Genomic DNA, 14,192 nt, shown 5'->3' with positions numbered 1-14,192 from the left:
GGCGGCCCGGCCGTTTCGGGACTGCTCGATCGCCGCACCATGACCACATGCACGAGATCGCCCGCATCCTCACCGACCAGGCCGGTGTGATCGCACCACGCCAGGTGCTGGGGACCGGTCAGCAGCCTCACGACGTCGCGCGGATGCTGCGCCGTCGCGAGTGGGCGCCGGTGCACGAGGGCGTCTTCGTGGACCACACCGGTGAGCTCACGTGGCTGCAGCGCGCCTCCGACTGCGGTTGATCCGACCCACCTGGTGAGTCGGATCAACCGCAGTCAGGAGCGCGGGTCCTTGCTCGAGTAGCCCGACTTGGGCTCGAGTCCCTCCGGTTGTGGCTCCGGGTTGCCGGTCGACTGCTCGGGCGGCACGTCCGCCTCGGGGTCGCGCTCCTGAGGTGCGGTGTCGCGGATCCCGTCGGTGGCGACCTGGCCCGGGCCGGTCGGGCCGACCCGCTCGCTGCTCACGCCCATTCCGCCCGCGGCACGCTCGGGGCCGGCTGCGTTGGGCGTCGAGTCCTGGACGTCGGCGTCGTCGGACGGGTCGGAGGGACCGCTCACGCCGGGGACTCCTTCTCGCCCGACATCGGCTCCTCCTCGTCGCGGGTGGCCTGCGTGGAGGTGTCCTCGCCCTCCTGGATCGCCGCGGGGACCTCGACGTCGTCCACGGCCGGGTTGTCGCGGGTCGAGAGGTCGCGGGTGGCCGGATGGGTGTGGTCGATGTCGTCCACGGCGTCCACGCCGCCCGGCGCGAGCTCGCCCGGCTCCGTGTGGGGCTCGGGCATCGGACCGAGGTCCTGGGTGTTCATGAGGTTCTCCCTCCCTCGTGGTGCGCTCCCTCGAAACCGAAGGTGCTGTACGCGGTGGTGGTACCCGTCCGCAGCGACTCCAACACCGACCGCTCGTGCGGCACGACGGGATCGGGCAGGTCGCCGAGCGGGCACCAGCGCAGCTCGGCGCACTTCTCGGGCTCGACGACGCGCGGCTCACCGCGCCAGGAGCGGGCGGTGAAGAAGAAGTCGATCCGCTCGTCGATCGGCTCCCCACCGCGGGTGCGCTGCATCGCGGTCAGGAACGCCAGGTCGAGGTCGGTCACGTCGATCTCCTCGGCCGCCTCGCGCCGCGCGGCGTCGTACGCCGTCTCGCCCTTCTCGACGTGCCCGGCCGCGGCCGCGGCCCAGTGGCCGTCCATGAACCCGGTGTTCTGCCGCAGCTGCAGCAGCACCTCCGGGCCGGTGACGCCGTCGCGCAGCAGGAAGACGTACGACGCCGGCACGACGACGAACCGGTCCAGCGGGGCGCTCACTCCTCGGTGGTCTCTTCGGTCTCGAGGTCGTGCGGGGTCGCCTCGGGCTCGCCCTCCACGTCGTAGACGGTGCCGGTCTCGTCGGAGACGGCCGTCTCCCGCTCGTCGGCCTCGTACTCCTCGGGGTCGGGGGCCTCGGTGGGCGCCTGCTCCTCGGCGAGCTCTTCCTCGTCCGGTCCGGTGGTCATCGGGTCTCCCTGGTGTCGTCGTCCTGGCGGTTCATGGTCGTCCTCCTGTCAGAGGGCTCACTGGGACGGCTGGTCCTCGGAGGTCTCGGCGTTCTCCTCCTGCGTCGCCGACCCGCCGCCCGCGTCACCCTCGTCGGGCAGCTCGCCGGCGTGCTCGCCTGGCGGGGTGCCGGTGCCGAGCGGCCGCTGCTCCTCCTCCTCGGGGATCGGCGCCGTCATCGGGCGCCACCGTCGGGGATGTCGTCGTTGCGGCCGTCGAGCTTGTCGAGAGCGTCCTTGGCCTTCTCGGCGCCGGTCGCGAGCTTGTCGGCGTGCTTGCCGCCGGTCTTGTCGTCGACCAGCTCGGCGGCCTTGTCGATGCCGTCGGCGATCTTGTCGCCGTGCTTGTCCACGGCGTCGCCGAGCGCGTCCTTGGCCTTGTCGAAGAAGCTCATCCGCCACTCCTCTCTGATCGGGTCGGACCCCGGCTGGGTGCGGTCCCGTACCCGGTCTTTGACACACTAACCACATGCCGCCAGACCCGATCGGAGTGCCGGTCGTGGCCATCGTGGGCGCGACCGCGTCGGGCAAGACCGGGCTCTCCCTCGACCTCGCCGAGCGGCTCGGTGGGGAGGTCGTCAACACCGACGCCATGCAGGTCTACCGCGGCATGGACATCGGCACCGCCAAGGTCCCGGTGGAGGAGCGCCGCGGCATCCCGCACCACCTCCTGGACCTGATGACGGTCCGTGACCCGCTCACGGTCGCGGAGTTCCAGCAGCAGGCCCGCGACGTCGCGCGCGAGCTGCGCGAGCGCGGCACGGTGCCGGTGCTGGTCGGGGGCTCGGCGCTCTACACCCGCGCGATCCTCGACCGCTTCGAGTTCCCCGGCACCGACGAGTCGGTGCGCGCCCGCCTCGAGGACGAGCTCGCCGAGGTCGGCTCGCTGCGGTTGCACCAGCGGCTCGCGGTCGCCGATCCTGAGGCCGCCGCCCGGATCCTCCCCGAGAACGGCCGCCGGGTCGTGCGCGCGCTGGAGGTCATCGAGATCACCGGGCGCCCGTTCACGGCGTCGCTGCCCACCCTGGAGTACGCCGACCCCGCGTCGGTGCAGATCGGCGTCGACATCGACCGGCCCGCCCTCGACGCCCGCATCGAGCGGCGGGTCGACCAGATGTTCGCCGACGGCTTCGTCGAGGAGGTCGCACGCCTGCTCGACGAGGGACTGGCCGAGGGGCGGACCGCGGGCCGGGCGATCGGCTACCGCGAGGTCGCCGCCCACCTCGCCGGCGAGCTCTCCCTCGACGAGGCCCGGGAGCGGACTGTCATCGCGACCCGCCGGTTCGCCCGGCGCCAGGACTCGTGGTTCCGCAAGGACCCGCGCATCGTGTGGGTCCGGTACGACGACCCGTCGAGGCTGGAGCGCGCGCTGGCGGCCGTGCCACGCTGAGGCATGACCCGCACCACCTACTACACCGCCACCACCCTCGACGGGTTCCTCGCCGACGAGCGCGACTCGCTGGACTGGCTGTTCGTCCAGCACATCGACGAGGACGGGCCGATGAACTACGGCGCGTTCATCGCCGGCATCGGCGCGCTCGCGATGGGCGCCACGACGTACGAGTGGATCCGCGCGCACCACCTCGACAAGGGCGAGCCGTGGGCCTACGAGCAGCCGACCTGGGTCTTCACCCACCGCGACCTGCCTCCCATCGAGGGGGCCGACGTCCGGTTCGTCGCCGACGACGTGCGGCCGGTGCACGCCGCCATGGCCGAGGCCGCCGGCGGCCGGGACCTGTGGGTGGTCGGCGGCGGGGACCTCGCCTGCCAGTTCGCCGAGGCCGGGCTGCTCGACGAGGTGTGCGCGCAGATCGCGCCGGTCACCCTCGGGAAGGGCCGGCCGCTGTTCCCGCGACCGTTCGACCTGAAGCTGACCGAGCTGGCGCGCAACGGCGACTTCGCCTGTGCGAGGTACGACGTGGTGGGGCCGCGCACCCCCTGAGCCCGGGCCGGGCCTCGACACCTTTGGCAGGGCGAGGCAGGGTGGGGGAGTCCGTCGCTCCATCTCGGGAGGAACGCATGCGCCGACCCCGCGCCACCACGTCCGTGGCCGTCCTGGCCCTCGCCGCCACCACGCTCACCACCGGCCCGGTGGGTGCCGCCGGCGCCGACCCCGGCAGCCGGGCGCCCGCGCAGCGGGCGACCCCGCCGCCCAAGACCCCGACCATGGTCGGCCGCGGCGGCGCGGTCACCTCCGTCGACGCGAACGCCTCGCGGATCGGCCTGCGGGTGCTGAAGAACGGTGGCAACGCGGTGGACGCCGCGGTCGCGACCGCGGCCGCCCTCGGCGTGACCGAGCCGTTCAGCACCGGCATCGGTGGCGGCGGCTACTTCGTCCACTACGACGCCAGGACGGGCAAGGTGCGCACCATCGACGGCCGCGAGACCGCGCCCGCCGCGATGCCGCACGACGCGTTCATCGACCCGGCCACCGGTGATCCCTACCGGTTCACCCCGGAGCGGGTGACCAGCGGCGTCTCCGTCGGCACCCCCGGCACGCTCGCCACCTGGCAGCGCGCCCTGGACAAGTGGGGCACCCGCACCCTGGCGCGGACCATGCGGCCGGCGGCCCGGCTCGCCCGGCACGGGTTCGTGGTCGACCAGACCTTCCACGACCAGACAGTGCAGAACGAGGAGCGCTTCAAGGCGTTCACGTCGACCAAGCGCCTCTACTGGAAGCACGGGCACGCCCCGCGGGTCGGCAGCCGCTTCCGCAACCCCGACCTCGCCGCGACGTACGACCTGATCCGCCAGAAGGGCCCGCGCGTCCTCTACGACGGCAGGCTCGGCCGCGAGGTCGCCCGCACCACGCGCAAGCCGCCCACGACGCAGGGCACCGACCTGCCCGTCCCGCCCGGCTACCTCACCGCGAAGGACCTGCGCGCCTACCGTGCGATCGACCGGCGGCCGACGCACTCGGACTATCGCGGGTACGACGTCTACGGCATGGCGCCGTCCTCCAGCGGCGGCCTGACCGTCGGCGAGGCGCTCGACGTGCTCGAGCAGTACGACATCTCCTCGATGGACGACGCGGCGGCGCTGCACCACTACATCGAGGCCAGCGCCCTGGCCTTCGCCGACCGCAACGCCTACGACGGCGACCCGGCGTACGTCGACGTGCCGCAGCGCGACCTGCTCTCGGACAGGTTCGCCGCGGAGCGGGCCTGCTCGATCGATCCCGACCAGGCGATGCCGAAGCCGACCGAGCCCGGTGACGTCACGTCCTACGACGGTCAGTGCGACGCGGGCGCCGCGGGCACCACCGACCCGGCGACCGACACCGAGAACGTCGAGACCAGCAACCTGACCGTGGCCGACCGGTGGGGCAACGTCGTGGAGTACACGCTCACCATCGAGCAGACCGGCGGGTCCGGCATCGTGGTGCCCGGTCGCGGCTTCCTGCTCAACAACGAGCTCACCGACTTCTCGGCGGAGTACGACCCCGAGGACCCGAACCGGATCGAGGGCGGCAAGCGCCCGCGCAGCTCGATGTCGCCGACGATCCTGCTGCAGGACGGCAAGCCGTTCCTCGCGCTCGGCTCGCCGGGCGGCTCGACGATCATCACCACGGTGCTGCAGATGCTGTTCAACCGCATCGACCGGGGGATGCCCATCGACGAGGCGCTCGCCGCCCCGCGCGCGTCGAACGGCAACACCGCGAAGACGCTGGCGGAGCCGGAGTTCATCGACGCCTACGGCGCCCTGCTCGCGCCGTACGGGCAGGAGCTCCAGCCCTCGGGCGACACGTTCACCAGTGCGGCCGAGATCGGCGCGGCCACCGCGATCGAGTTCGGTCGGCGCGGGCTGCTGACCGCGGTCGCGGAGCCCAAGCGGCGCGGCGGTGGGTCGGCCACCGTGGTGAAGCCTTCGCAGTAGCAGTAGCCGTTGGTCGTCGAGACCACCCCGGGGCCGCGCCCCCTTCCCGCGGCCCCGGGGTCCGGTCCCCGCGTACCGTGGACCCGTGAACCACGACCAGACCTGGACCGAGATCGCCTCGGTCGACGAGCTCGTCGCGCTGCTCGGCGAGCCGGGCCAGCGGGCCCGTGACAAGGCCCGGCCCGCGCTGCTCGACGTCGACCGCGACTGGCTGTCCGCCTCGCCGTTCTGCGTGATGGCCACCGCGTCCGCCGACGGCCGCTGCGACGCCTCGCCCAAGGGCGACCCGGCCGGCAGCCTCGTGCACGTGATCGACGAGCGGACCATCGCCATCGCCGAGCGACCCGGGAACCGGCGTGCCGACGGCTACCGCAACATCCTCGAGAACCCCCACGTGGGGCTGAACTTCCTGATCCCCGGGCGCGGCGACACCCTGCGGATCAACGGCCGCGCGCGGCTGGTCAGCGACGCGCCGTTCTTCGACGAGATGGTCGTCAAGGGGCACCGGCCGGTGCTGGCGGTCGTGGTGGACGTCGACGAGCTGTTCTTCCACTGCGCGAAGGCGTTCCTGCGCTCGGGGCTCTGGCAGCCGGAGACCTGGGACCCGGAGGGCGTCGTGCCGCGGCGCGCGGTCATCGCCAAGGAGGTCGAGCCGAGCGGGATGACCGTCGAGCAGCTCGACGACTACTACCGACCCGACAACTACGCCAAGGGCCTGTATGCCTGACACCTACCCCTTCCTCAAGGGGCACGGCACCGAGAACGACTTCGTGCTGCTGCCCGACCACGACGGCAGCGTGCACGGCGCGCTGGACCCCGCACGCGTGCGCGCGCTCTGCGACCGGCGGGCAGGCATCGGCGGCGACGGCGTGATCCGGGTGATCCGCACGGCGTCGTACGACGGGCCGGACGCGGGGGTCCTCGGGGACGCCGAGTGGTTCATGGACTACCGCAACAGCGACGGCTCGCCCTCGGAGATGTGCGGCAACGGGATCCGGGTCTTCGTCCGGCACCTGCTCGACGAGGGCCTGGTGGACGCCTCCGAGCCGGTCCCGGTGGCGACCCGGGACGGGCTCAAGGTGCTGACCGTGTCCGGAGACCTGGTCACCGCCGACATCGGCGCGCCGAAGGTGTTCGGGAACAGCGTCGTGGGTGTAGGGCTGCGCAGCTGGCCGGCCCGCCACGTCGACATGGGCAACCCGCACGCGGTCGCGTTCGTCGAGTCGCTCGACGACGCGGGCCCGCTGCTCGATGCCCCGGCGTACGACGCCGAGAGCTACCCGCAGGGTGTCAACGTGGAGTTCGTCGTGCGCCGCGGCGAGCGACACGTCGCCATGCGCGTGCACGAGCGCGGCTCGGGGGAGACCCGGTCCTGCGGCACGGGTGCGTGCGCGGTGATGGTGGCCGCGGCGCTGCGCGACCGGCTGGTGGCCGAGGGCGGCGTTCCTGCCGCGGACGTGGCGTACCGCGTGGACGTGCCCGGCGGCACGCTGACGGTCACCTGGACCGCGGAGAACCGGGTGCTGCTCACCGGCCCGGCCGTGGTCGTGGCCTCGGGGGTCACCGCCCTCTGAGTCGTGTGCCTGAGGACGCGCCATGGCGCGTTCTGGGGCACACGACCCGGGCTCTAGGATCGCCAGCCATGGACATCAACGGAGCATCAGCGATCGTCACCGGCGCGGCGTCGGGCATCGGCGCGGCCGTCGCCCGCAAGCTCGCCGCGGCCGGTGCGCGGGTCGTCGTCGCGGACCTGCAGGCCGACAAGGGCGAGGCGCTCGCGCAGGAGATCGGCGGCGTCTTCGCCAGCGTCGACGTCACCGACACCGAGCAGATCAAGGGTGCGGTCCGGATCGCCTCCGACTTCGGCCCGCTGCGGGTGCTGGTGAACTCCGCCGGCATCGGCTGGGCCCAGCGCACCATCGGCCGCGACGGCGAGTTCGACTCCGCCCACGACCTCGGTGCGTTCACCAAGGTCGTCGCGATCAACCTGATCGGCGCCTTCGACGCGCTGCGGCTCGCGGCCACCGAGATGAGCAAGCTCGAGCCGACCGAGTCCGGCGAGCGCGGCGCGATCGTCAACATCTCCAGCGTGGCGGCGTTCGACGGCCAGATCGGCCAGGCGGCGTACGCCGCGTCCAAGGGCGGGCTGGTCGGGCTGACGCTGCCGGTGGCCCGCGACCTCGCCGCGGCGGGCATTCGGCTGAACACGGTCGCGCCCGGGCTGATCGACACCCCGATCTACGACTTCGCGCCCAACCCCGAGGAGTTCAAGGAGCAGCTCGGCCAGAGCGTGCTGTTCCCGAAGCGGCTCGGCCGCCCCGAGGAGCTGGCCTCGATGGTGCTCGAGTGCCTGACGAACCCGTACATGAACGGCGAGACCGTCCGCGTCGACGGCGGCATCCGGATGCCTCCCAAGTAGTCACGCCAGGGTCGCGGCCACGGTCGCGTACAGCTCCTCGGCGTACGCCGCCTGCTCGTCGGGCACCCGCGCCAGCACGAGCTGCTCGACGAGGCTGAGCAGCTCGGGCAGCACCCACGCCTCGGGCGGCTCGGGACTGACTCCTGCCTGCACCGCCCCGCGGAAGTCCACGAACGTCGCGCAGCCGCCCACCACCGAGGCGAGGGTGCTGCGCGCGGCGAGGATCTTGCGGGCGTTGTAGCGCCCGAGGTCGCGGTACGCCGCGAACTGGGCGGTGTGGAAGAACTGGTTGACGGTGCTGACCCGCGGGAACGTCGGGTCCACCTCGCGGTAGGCCAGCAGCTGCGGGGGCATGTCCTGGGTGAGCGCCGGCTTGCAGTACCAGAGCACGCTGATCCGCTCGATGCCCTGGTCGACCCGGCGCACCAGGCCGATGTTCACCGACCGCGGGGAGTAGTCCCGGCCCGGTGACGGCTCCGGGTCGGCGCGCAGCACGTCGAGGTTGAGCGCGATGCTGGCCGCGCACTCGAGCTGGGCGAGGTCGACGGCGCGGGAGATCGACCGGGCCAGGTTGCCCGGGCCGGAGTCGGCGTCCACGCAGACGAGCTCGCGGTGGTGGGCGGTGCGCAGCAGCTCGACCAGGGCGGTGTTCTCCCAGTGGCCGCCGTCGGTGACGTAGAGGTAGAGGTCACTGGGGTCGTGGAAGCCGAAGAACTCCTTGAGCAGGTAGCCGAGGCCCGGCCGGGGCAGCGGGTTGCCCAGCGCGGCCAGCCGGGCGGCGTACCGCGGGTTCGGGATCCACGACCCGAGCCGCACGTTGGCGAACGCCAGCAGCATGCTCACCGGCCCGAGCCGGAACCGTCCCATCGCCGGTGACACCGCGGCGCCGGACAGCCCGACCGCGCGCATCGTGGTCAGCCGCGGGCTCCACGACGGGCGCAGCGTGCCGAGGTCCTCGGCCGAGCACTCGTAGCGCTGCCACAGTCCGTCCTCCTCCTGCGGCACGAACACCCGCACCGCGGTGGGCGAGAACGTCACGCTCAGGGCGGGCACGCCGTAGTGGGTGCGGACGCCGCGGCCGGTCACCGTGGCCGACGCGCAGATCGTCAGCGGGGTGCCCGACGGCTCGGCCGCGCTGCGCACCGGCAGCGCGGCGAGCGTCGGCTCGACCCGCTCGTCTCCGCCGGCGGTGTCGTTGTTGACGTAGGCGCGGGCGCGCACGACGCCGTCGCTGCCGAGCAGGCGGTACGTCGCGAACGCCGAGCGCAGCTTGCCCCGGTAGAACGCCGCGAGCGACCAGAACTCCGAGGTGCCGAGCAGGTGCAGCGCGAGCAGCACCACCACGACGACCACCAGCAGCACCACGTGCCGGTCGGCGGGCGCGGCGGCCATCGCGCCGAGGCCCCACCGGCAGACGAGGAACAGCAGCAGCGCGCCGAAGACCAGCCCGCCCAGCGTCGGGGCGAACCGGGCCAGCGGCTTGCGCATGATCCGCAACACCGCGCCGGCCGATCCGAGGACGCCGGCCACGGTGACCACGGAGGTGAACAGGTCGTGCGCCGCGACCGGGCGCCACAGCAGCTCGATCAGCATCGGGACGACCACGAGCGCCGCGGCCAGCAGGGTGGCGACCGCGAGGCCGCCGTACCCGAGGAACTTCGGGACCAGCAGCCACGCCGGCGGGAGCGTGCGGCCGCTCGCGTCGGTGAACTTCCCGGCCGCCACCCAGAGCACGACGGCCACGACGCCCAGGACCAGCCAGAGGAGGATCGGCCAGCCGACCCGGCCCGGCTGGACCAGGCAGTCCCGGTCGGCCTCGAACACCAGCGGCCGCTCGAGCCGCCAGGAGGGGCAGGTGATGCCGACGTACCACCGGTAGAACCAGCCGACCAGCTGGGAGACCACCCACAGGATCCCGAGGAACACCAGCGCGTTGACGGCGATCCCGGTCAGCACCGTCGCGAGGACCGCGGGCAGCCGGCGGGCGCGGGTGGCATCGACTGCCTCACCGGTCATCGAGCCGCCCATGGTCATGGCGTCCTCCCCGCTGCCGCGCGGAGCGTTGGACAGCAGGTAGCCGAGGTTGGCGCGCAGGTGCCGCTCCTCCGGGGTGATCTGCACGCCGCCGTAGGCCCACGGCTCCGGGTCGGGCGACGCCGGCCGCGGCAGGCTGCGGGACACGCTCCACGCGCCGGTCATGTAGGAGCCGCCCGACACCGACGTGACGTGGTCGGCCTGGTCCCAGCCGCGCGCCACGAGGCCGTCGCGCTCGAGGGACTGCAGCGCCCCCAGGCTGATCGAGGCGGCCCGGATGCCGCCACCGGAGAACGCCAGTCCCAGGCCGCCCTCGGCCTCGGTGAACCGGGCCGGCCCGCCGGGGTCCGTGTCGGCCTCGCGCAGCACGGCCCGGACCTCGCCGCGCAGCAGCAGCGACATCAGCCCGCCGACGGCGTACAGGCCGACGAGGAGGATCGCCAGCCACTTGGCCCACGACGCGGCGGCGGCCAGCTGCCACGCGGTCGACCACGGGTCGAGGTCGCCGGGGCCGCAGCCGAGCAGGACGAACAGGTCCTCCAGCAGGTCGAGGGCACCGGCGCCGAGGGCGACCAGGGCAAGAGGTACGCCGAGCCGCCGGGTCGACATGGTGCGGTAGGCCGGCCCCGTCCAGAGCGCCAGCAGCGCCAGCAACGGGGCCCAGCACAGGATGAACGGCACGTCCCAGGCCAGCGCGCGGAAGATGTCGTCGGTGCCGTAGACGGAGACCCAGAAGGCGGCCGCGCCGGGGCTGCCGACCAGCTCGAGCCCGACGATCCCGGGGCCGCCAACGCTCGGGTCCAGCGAGGCGAGCCAGCCGAAGACGACGCCGAGGGCGAGGAGCACGAACGCCACGACCAGGCCGACCAGCCCGCCCCTGCCGGTGCCCAACCAGGCCTGGATCCGGTGCATCCCGACCACCGCCCTCCCGGGCGACCTGGCCGCCCGATCGACGTCTTTCAGTCTGGCCGGGTCCGAGGGAGGTACGCGTGCCCCGGATGGGGGATCCTCCCGTGGCCCATCCGGCTCCCCAGGGATAGTCCGGCACGTTTCGGCCCGGCGAGGTCGGAAACGTGCCGGACTATCTCGTGCTGGCGAGGTCGGAAACGTGCCGGACTATCCCGTGGGGTCGAGGTCGGTGAGGTCGAGGACCAGGTCCGCGCGGTCGCGGGCGGCCTCGACGAGGTCCGCGTTGGGCTGGTCGACCCGCTCGACCCAGGCCCGGGCGGCGTCGGGGGACTTGCCGAACGCCACGTGCCGGGCGACGAGGCGGGAGACCCGCAGCGGCTCGGGGGCGACCACGTGCCAGACCGCGTCGAGGTTCGCCCGGACGGCCCGCCACGGCGGCTCGTCCAGCAGCAGGTAGTTGCCCTCGGTCACCACCAGCCCCGCCGATGGCTCGACCGGGACCGCGCCGGCCAGCGGCTGCTCGAGGTCGCGCTCGAAGCCCGGCGCCATCACGACGTGGTCGGGCCGGTCCCGCAGCCGGGCCAGCAGCGCGGCGTACCCCCACGCGTCGAAGGTCTCCGGCGCGCCCTTGCGGTCGAGGAGGCCGCGGCGGGTGAGCTCGACGTCGGCGAGGTGGAAGCCGTCCATCGGCACCACCACCGCGCCGGCGGTGCGGGCGAGGTGGGCGGCCAGGGTCGACTTGCCCGCCCCCGGCGCCCCGGTGATCCCGAGCAGCACCCGCTCCGGGCGTGCGGGCAGCAGGCCGGCGAGCTCGCGGCCGTCGGGAGAGAGGCGTACGGCGGCCACGCGGGTCAGACGCGGATCCGCGCGGACGTGGGGTCGTACATCGGTCGCAGGGACACCTCGAGCGGGTGCCGGGTGCCGGCCACGTCGACCTCCCACGTCCCGGTGGCCAGCCAGTCGGGCGTGACCGGTGACCCGCTGCCGGAGACGAAAGCCAGCCCGACCGAGGAGCCCAGCGTCCAGCCGTACGACGCCGCGCGCACGTAGCCGACCTCGACGCCGTCGCGCAGCACGACCTCCGCGTGGAACAGCAGCGGCTCCGGGTCGAGCACCCGGACCTGCACCAGCCGCTGGCCCATCCCGCCGGCCGCGGCGTTCGCCTCCTTGCGGGCCAGGACGGCGTCGCGGCCGACGAACCCGCCCGGCTTGTCGAGCGCGAGCGCGAAGCCGAGCCCTACCTCGAGCGGGCAGTCGGTGTTGTCGATGTCGTGGCCGAAGTCGCGGTAGGCCTTCTCCATCCGCAGCGAGGCGAGCGCCTTCAGGCCGACCGGCACCAGGCCGTACGCCGCGCCGACCGACTGCAGCGCGTCGTACACCTTGAGCCCGTCCTCGGCCGGCACGTAGAGCTCGTAGCCCAGCTCGCCCAGGTAGGTGATGCGGGCGCACAGCACGCGCACGCCGGCCAGGTCGATCCACCGCGCGGTGCGGAACGGGAACGTGTCGGAAGACAGGTCGGCCTCGGTCAGCTCGGCCAGCACCTCCCGGGACCGCGGCCCCTGCACATTGAGCTGGGCGTAGTCCTCGGTGATGTCGTCGACGATGACGTCCGCCGGGCCGACGTTGCGGCCCAGCCAGGCCAGCGCGTGCCCGTGGGCGGTGTCGGAGGCGACGACGAGGAAGTCGTCGTCGGCCAGCTTGGTGACGGTCAGGTCGGCCTCGATCCGGCCGTTCTCGTCGAGCCACTGCGTGTAGGTGATGGTCTCGGCCGGGCCGTTCACCTCGCCCGCCGACACCCGGTCCAGCACGGCACCGGCGTCGGCGCCCCGGACACGGAGCTTGGCCATGAAGCTCATGTCCATCAGCCCGACGCCCTCGCGCACGGCCCGGTGCTCGGCCGCCCACTGCTCGAACCAGGGCGCGCGCCCCCACGTCGGCTCCGCGACCGGGGTCACGCCGGGCCCGGCGAACCAGTCGGCGCCCTCCCAGCCGGACACCTCGCGCAGCAGCCCGCCCTGGCCGACCAGCCGGTCGTGCACGGGGGAGAGCAGCGTCCCGCGGGCGCTGCGCAGCTGCTTGCCGGGCGTGTGCGCGGCGTACACGGTGCCGAGGATCTCGGTGGTGCGGGCGGCGCGGTAGCCGTCGTCGGCCTGGTAGGGCCGGAAGCGGTCGAGGTTGAAGCCGGTCACGTCGACGTCGGGGCGACCGGTGGTGATCCAGTGCGCCAGCACCCGGCCCAGGCCGCCGGCGGACAGGATCCCGACGGAGTTCATGCCGGCCGCGACGAAGTAGTTGCGGATGCCGGGTGCCTCGCCGACCGCCGGGGCGAGGTCGGGGGTGAACGACTCGGGTCCGCAGAAGAAGGTGCGGACCCCGGCCTCGAGGGTGACCGGGACCCGGGCCATCGCCTTCTCCAGGAAGGGGCCCATCCGGTCCCAGTCCGGCGGGATCTTGCCGAAGGAGAAGTCCTTCGGGATGCCCTCCACCCGCCACGGTGCGGCCTGCGGCTCGAAGAGGCCGACCATCATGCCGCCGCCCTCCTCGCGGTAGTAGCCGTAGGAGGCGGGGTCCTCGAAGACCGGCGCGTCCGGGTCGAGCCCCTCGATCGTGTCGGTGATCAGGTAGTAGTGCTCGGCCGCCTGGTTGGGGATCACCAGCCCGTTCTGCGCGCCCAGCTCGCGCGCCCACATGCCGGCGCAGTTGACGACGTACTCGCATTCGACGTCGCCCGCGGTGGTCGAGACCCCGGTCACCCTGCCGGCCCCGGCGGTCGAGCCCGTCGAGACCCGCACGTCGGTGACCGAGACGCCCTCGACGATGCGTACGCCGAGCTGCCGGGCGCCCTTGGCCAGGGCGGTGGTGACGTCGACCGGGTTCACGCGGCCGTCGCCGGGGACGTGGAAGCCGGCGAGCAGGTCGTCGGTCCTCGCCCACGGGAACAGCTCGGACATCTCGCGCGGGGAGATCTCCTCGACCTCCAGGCCGAGGTGACGCTGGAACGCGGCGACCCGGCGGTACTCCTCGAGCCGGTCCCCGTCGGCGGCCGCCTCGATCAGCCCGACCGGCCGGAACCCGGTGGCCTGGCCGGTCTCCTCCTCCAGGCGGGCGTAGAGCTCGCGGGAGTAGAGCCGGATCCCGGTCGAGGTCTCGGAGGTGGAGCCGAAGCAGGTCATCAGCCCCGCGGCGTGCCACGTCGTACCCGACGTCAGCCGGTCGCGCTCGAGGAGGACGACGTCGGTCCAGCCGGCGTGGGCGAGGTGGTAGGCGACGGAGCAGCCGATGACGCCGCCGCCGACGATGACGACGCGGGCCCGGTCCGGGAGTGCGGGGGTGTTCACCGGCCCAACGTACTGCCGACGGGAATCGCGGCCGGACCTGCGGCGTTCCACTCTGTGCGGGGATCCTGCGCCGGATGCTTAACGGCT

At 73.3% G+C, this 14,192-nt stretch carries 16 protein-coding genes; 7 read left to right on the top strand and 9 right to left on the bottom strand.

Features of this window, described 5'->3' with window-relative positions; all coding sequences use genetic code 11:
* Positions 1 to 47 precede the first annotated feature (47 nt).
* On the top strand, positions 48 to 242 hold the full coding sequence (locus tag ACZ43H_RS16190; protein ID WP_464584550.1) for a hypothetical protein: 195 nt from the start codon (positions 48 to 50) through the stop codon (positions 240 to 242).
* Positions 243 to 275: 33 nt separating this feature from the next.
* Here ACZ43H_RS16190 and ACZ43H_RS16185 read toward each other — a convergent pair whose 3' ends face one another.
* Genes ACZ43H_RS16185 through ACZ43H_RS16160 form a run of 6 tightly spaced genes read right to left on the bottom strand, consistent with a single transcriptional unit; the run spans position 276 to position 1,924 of the window.
* Positions 276 to 557: a hypothetical protein gene (locus ACZ43H_RS16185; protein ID WP_464584548.1), complete on the bottom strand. Its 282-nt coding sequence runs from the start codon at positions 555 to 557 to the stop codon at positions 276 to 278.
* The gene (locus tag ACZ43H_RS16180) at positions 554 to 805 is read right to left on the bottom strand and encodes a hypothetical protein (protein WP_464584547.1); all 252 of its coding nucleotides are present in this window, start codon (positions 803 to 805) and stop codon (positions 554 to 556) included. The genes ACZ43H_RS16185 and ACZ43H_RS16180 overlap by 4 nt, the downstream gene beginning before the upstream one ends.
* Positions 802 to 1,302: an NUDIX hydrolase gene (locus tag ACZ43H_RS16175; protein ID WP_464584545.1), complete on the bottom strand. Its 501-nt coding sequence runs from the start codon at positions 1,300 to 1,302 to the stop codon at positions 802 to 804. The genes ACZ43H_RS16180 and ACZ43H_RS16175 overlap by 4 nt, the downstream gene beginning before the upstream one ends.
* The gene (locus ACZ43H_RS16170) at positions 1,299 to 1,490 is read right to left on the bottom strand and encodes a hypothetical protein (protein ID WP_464584543.1); all 192 of its coding nucleotides are present in this window, start codon (positions 1,488 to 1,490) and stop codon (positions 1,299 to 1,301) included. The genes ACZ43H_RS16175 and ACZ43H_RS16170 overlap by 4 nt, the downstream gene beginning before the upstream one ends.
* 57 nt (positions 1,491 to 1,547) lie before the next feature.
* A complete protein-coding gene (locus tag ACZ43H_RS16165; RefSeq protein ID WP_464584541.1) occupies positions 1,548 to 1,709 on the bottom strand; it encodes a hypothetical protein in 162 nt (53 codons plus the stop codon).
* Positions 1,706 to 1,924 (bottom strand): antitoxin, encoded by a 219-nt coding sequence (locus ACZ43H_RS16160; protein ID WP_464584539.1) that lies wholly within the window; start codon positions 1,922 to 1,924, stop codon positions 1,706 to 1,708. Before ACZ43H_RS16160 ends, ACZ43H_RS16165 begins: the two co-directional genes overlap by 4 nt.
* 74 nt (positions 1,925 to 1,998) lie before the next feature.
* Here ACZ43H_RS16160 and miaA point away from each other — a divergent pair, with 74 nt between their 5' ends.
* From miaA to ACZ43H_RS16130, 6 genes are all read left to right on the top strand, one after another.
* Positions 1,999 to 2,919, top strand: coding sequence for a tRNA (adenosine(37)-N6)-dimethylallyltransferase MiaA (miaA, locus tag ACZ43H_RS16155; protein ID WP_464584537.1), 921 nt, complete (start codon positions 1,999 to 2,001; stop codon positions 2,917 to 2,919).
* A gap of 3 nt (positions 2,920 to 2,922) precedes the next feature.
* The gene (locus ACZ43H_RS16150; protein WP_464584535.1) at positions 2,923 to 3,471 is read left to right on the top strand and encodes a dihydrofolate reductase family protein; all 549 of its coding nucleotides are present in this window, start codon (positions 2,923 to 2,925) and stop codon (positions 3,469 to 3,471) included.
* Between the two features lie 77 nt (positions 3,472 to 3,548).
* The gene (ggt, locus tag ACZ43H_RS16145) at positions 3,549 to 5,405 is read left to right on the top strand and encodes a gamma-glutamyltransferase (RefSeq protein ID WP_464584533.1); all 1,857 of its coding nucleotides are present in this window, start codon (positions 3,549 to 3,551) and stop codon (positions 5,403 to 5,405) included.
* 85 nt (positions 5,406 to 5,490) lie between these two features.
* A complete protein-coding gene (locus tag ACZ43H_RS16140; protein WP_464584531.1) occupies positions 5,491 to 6,132 on the top strand; it encodes a pyridoxamine 5'-phosphate oxidase family protein in 642 nt (213 codons plus the stop codon).
* Entirely contained in the window at positions 6,125 to 6,979 is an 855-nt protein-coding gene (gene dapF, locus ACZ43H_RS16135; RefSeq protein ID WP_464584529.1) for a diaminopimelate epimerase, read from the top strand. Before ACZ43H_RS16140 ends, dapF begins: the two co-directional genes overlap by 8 nt.
* A 68-nt stretch (positions 6,980 to 7,047) precedes the next feature.
* The gene (locus ACZ43H_RS16130) at positions 7,048 to 7,824 is read left to right on the top strand and encodes an SDR family NAD(P)-dependent oxidoreductase (protein ID WP_464584527.1); all 777 of its coding nucleotides are present in this window, start codon (positions 7,048 to 7,050) and stop codon (positions 7,822 to 7,824) included.
* Here the strand turns inward: ACZ43H_RS16130 and ACZ43H_RS16125 are convergent, their stop codons facing one another.
* The 3 genes from ACZ43H_RS16125 to ACZ43H_RS16115 all read right to left on the bottom strand — a co-directional run bounded on the left by ACZ43H_RS16125 (position 7,825) and on the right by ACZ43H_RS16115 (position 14,105).
* Positions 7,825 to 10,770 carry a hypothetical protein gene (locus tag ACZ43H_RS16125; protein ID WP_464584525.1) on the bottom strand — a complete coding sequence of 982 codons (2,946 nt, stop codon included), beginning with the start codon at positions 10,768 to 10,770 and terminating at the stop codon, positions 7,825 to 7,827.
* A gap of 204 nt (positions 10,771 to 10,974) precedes the next feature.
* On the bottom strand, positions 10,975 to 11,613 hold the full coding sequence (locus tag ACZ43H_RS16120) for a nucleoside/nucleotide kinase family protein (protein WP_464584523.1): 639 nt from the start codon (positions 11,611 to 11,613) through the stop codon (positions 10,975 to 10,977).
* A 5-nt stretch (positions 11,614 to 11,618) separates the two neighbouring features.
* Positions 11,619 to 14,105, bottom strand: coding sequence for a GcvT family protein (locus ACZ43H_RS16115; RefSeq protein WP_464584521.1), 2,487 nt, complete (start codon positions 14,103 to 14,105; stop codon positions 11,619 to 11,621).
* Positions 14,106 to 14,192: the final 87 nt, after the last annotated feature.

The organism is Nocardioides sp. DN36, from assembly GCF_055380375.1.
This window is presented reverse-complemented; position numbering and strand designations above follow the sequence as displayed.

Excerpts from the sequence above, each read along its gene's own strand:
- ACZ43H_RS16190 (WP_464584550.1), top strand. The coding sequence starts at position 48 with ATGCACGAGATCGCCCGCATCCTCACCGACCAGGCCGGTGTGATCGCA.
- ACZ43H_RS16180 (WP_464584547.1), bottom strand. The coding sequence starts at position 805 with ATGAACACCCAGGACCTCGGTCCGATGCCCGAGCCCCACACGGAGCCG.
- ACZ43H_RS16170 (WP_464584543.1), bottom strand. The coding sequence starts at position 1,490 with ATGACCACCGGACCGGACGAGGAAGAGCTCGCCGAGGAGCAGGCGCCC.
- ACZ43H_RS16165 (WP_464584541.1), bottom strand. The coding sequence starts at position 1,709 with ATGACGGCGCCGATCCCCGAGGAGGAGGAGCAGCGGCCGCTCGGCACC.
- ACZ43H_RS16160 (WP_464584539.1), bottom strand. The coding sequence starts at position 1,924 with ATGAGCTTCTTCGACAAGGCCAAGGACGCGCTCGGCGACGCCGTGGAC.
- miaA (WP_464584537.1), top strand. The coding sequence starts at position 1,999 with ATGCCGCCAGACCCGATCGGAGTGCCGGTCGTGGCCATCGTGGGCGCG.
- ACZ43H_RS16150 (WP_464584535.1), top strand. The coding sequence starts at position 2,923 with ATGACCCGCACCACCTACTACACCGCCACCACCCTCGACGGGTTCCTC.
- ggt (WP_464584533.1), top strand. The coding sequence starts at position 3,549 with ATGCGCCGACCCCGCGCCACCACGTCCGTGGCCGTCCTGGCCCTCGCC.
- dapF (WP_464584529.1), top strand. The coding sequence starts at position 6,125 with ATGCCTGACACCTACCCCTTCCTCAAGGGGCACGGCACCGAGAACGAC.
- ACZ43H_RS16130 (WP_464584527.1), top strand. The coding sequence starts at position 7,048 with ATGGACATCAACGGAGCATCAGCGATCGTCACCGGCGCGGCGTCGGGC.
- ACZ43H_RS16125 (WP_464584525.1), bottom strand. The coding sequence starts at position 10,770 with ATGCACCGGATCCAGGCCTGGTTGGGCACCGGCAGGGGCGGGCTGGTC.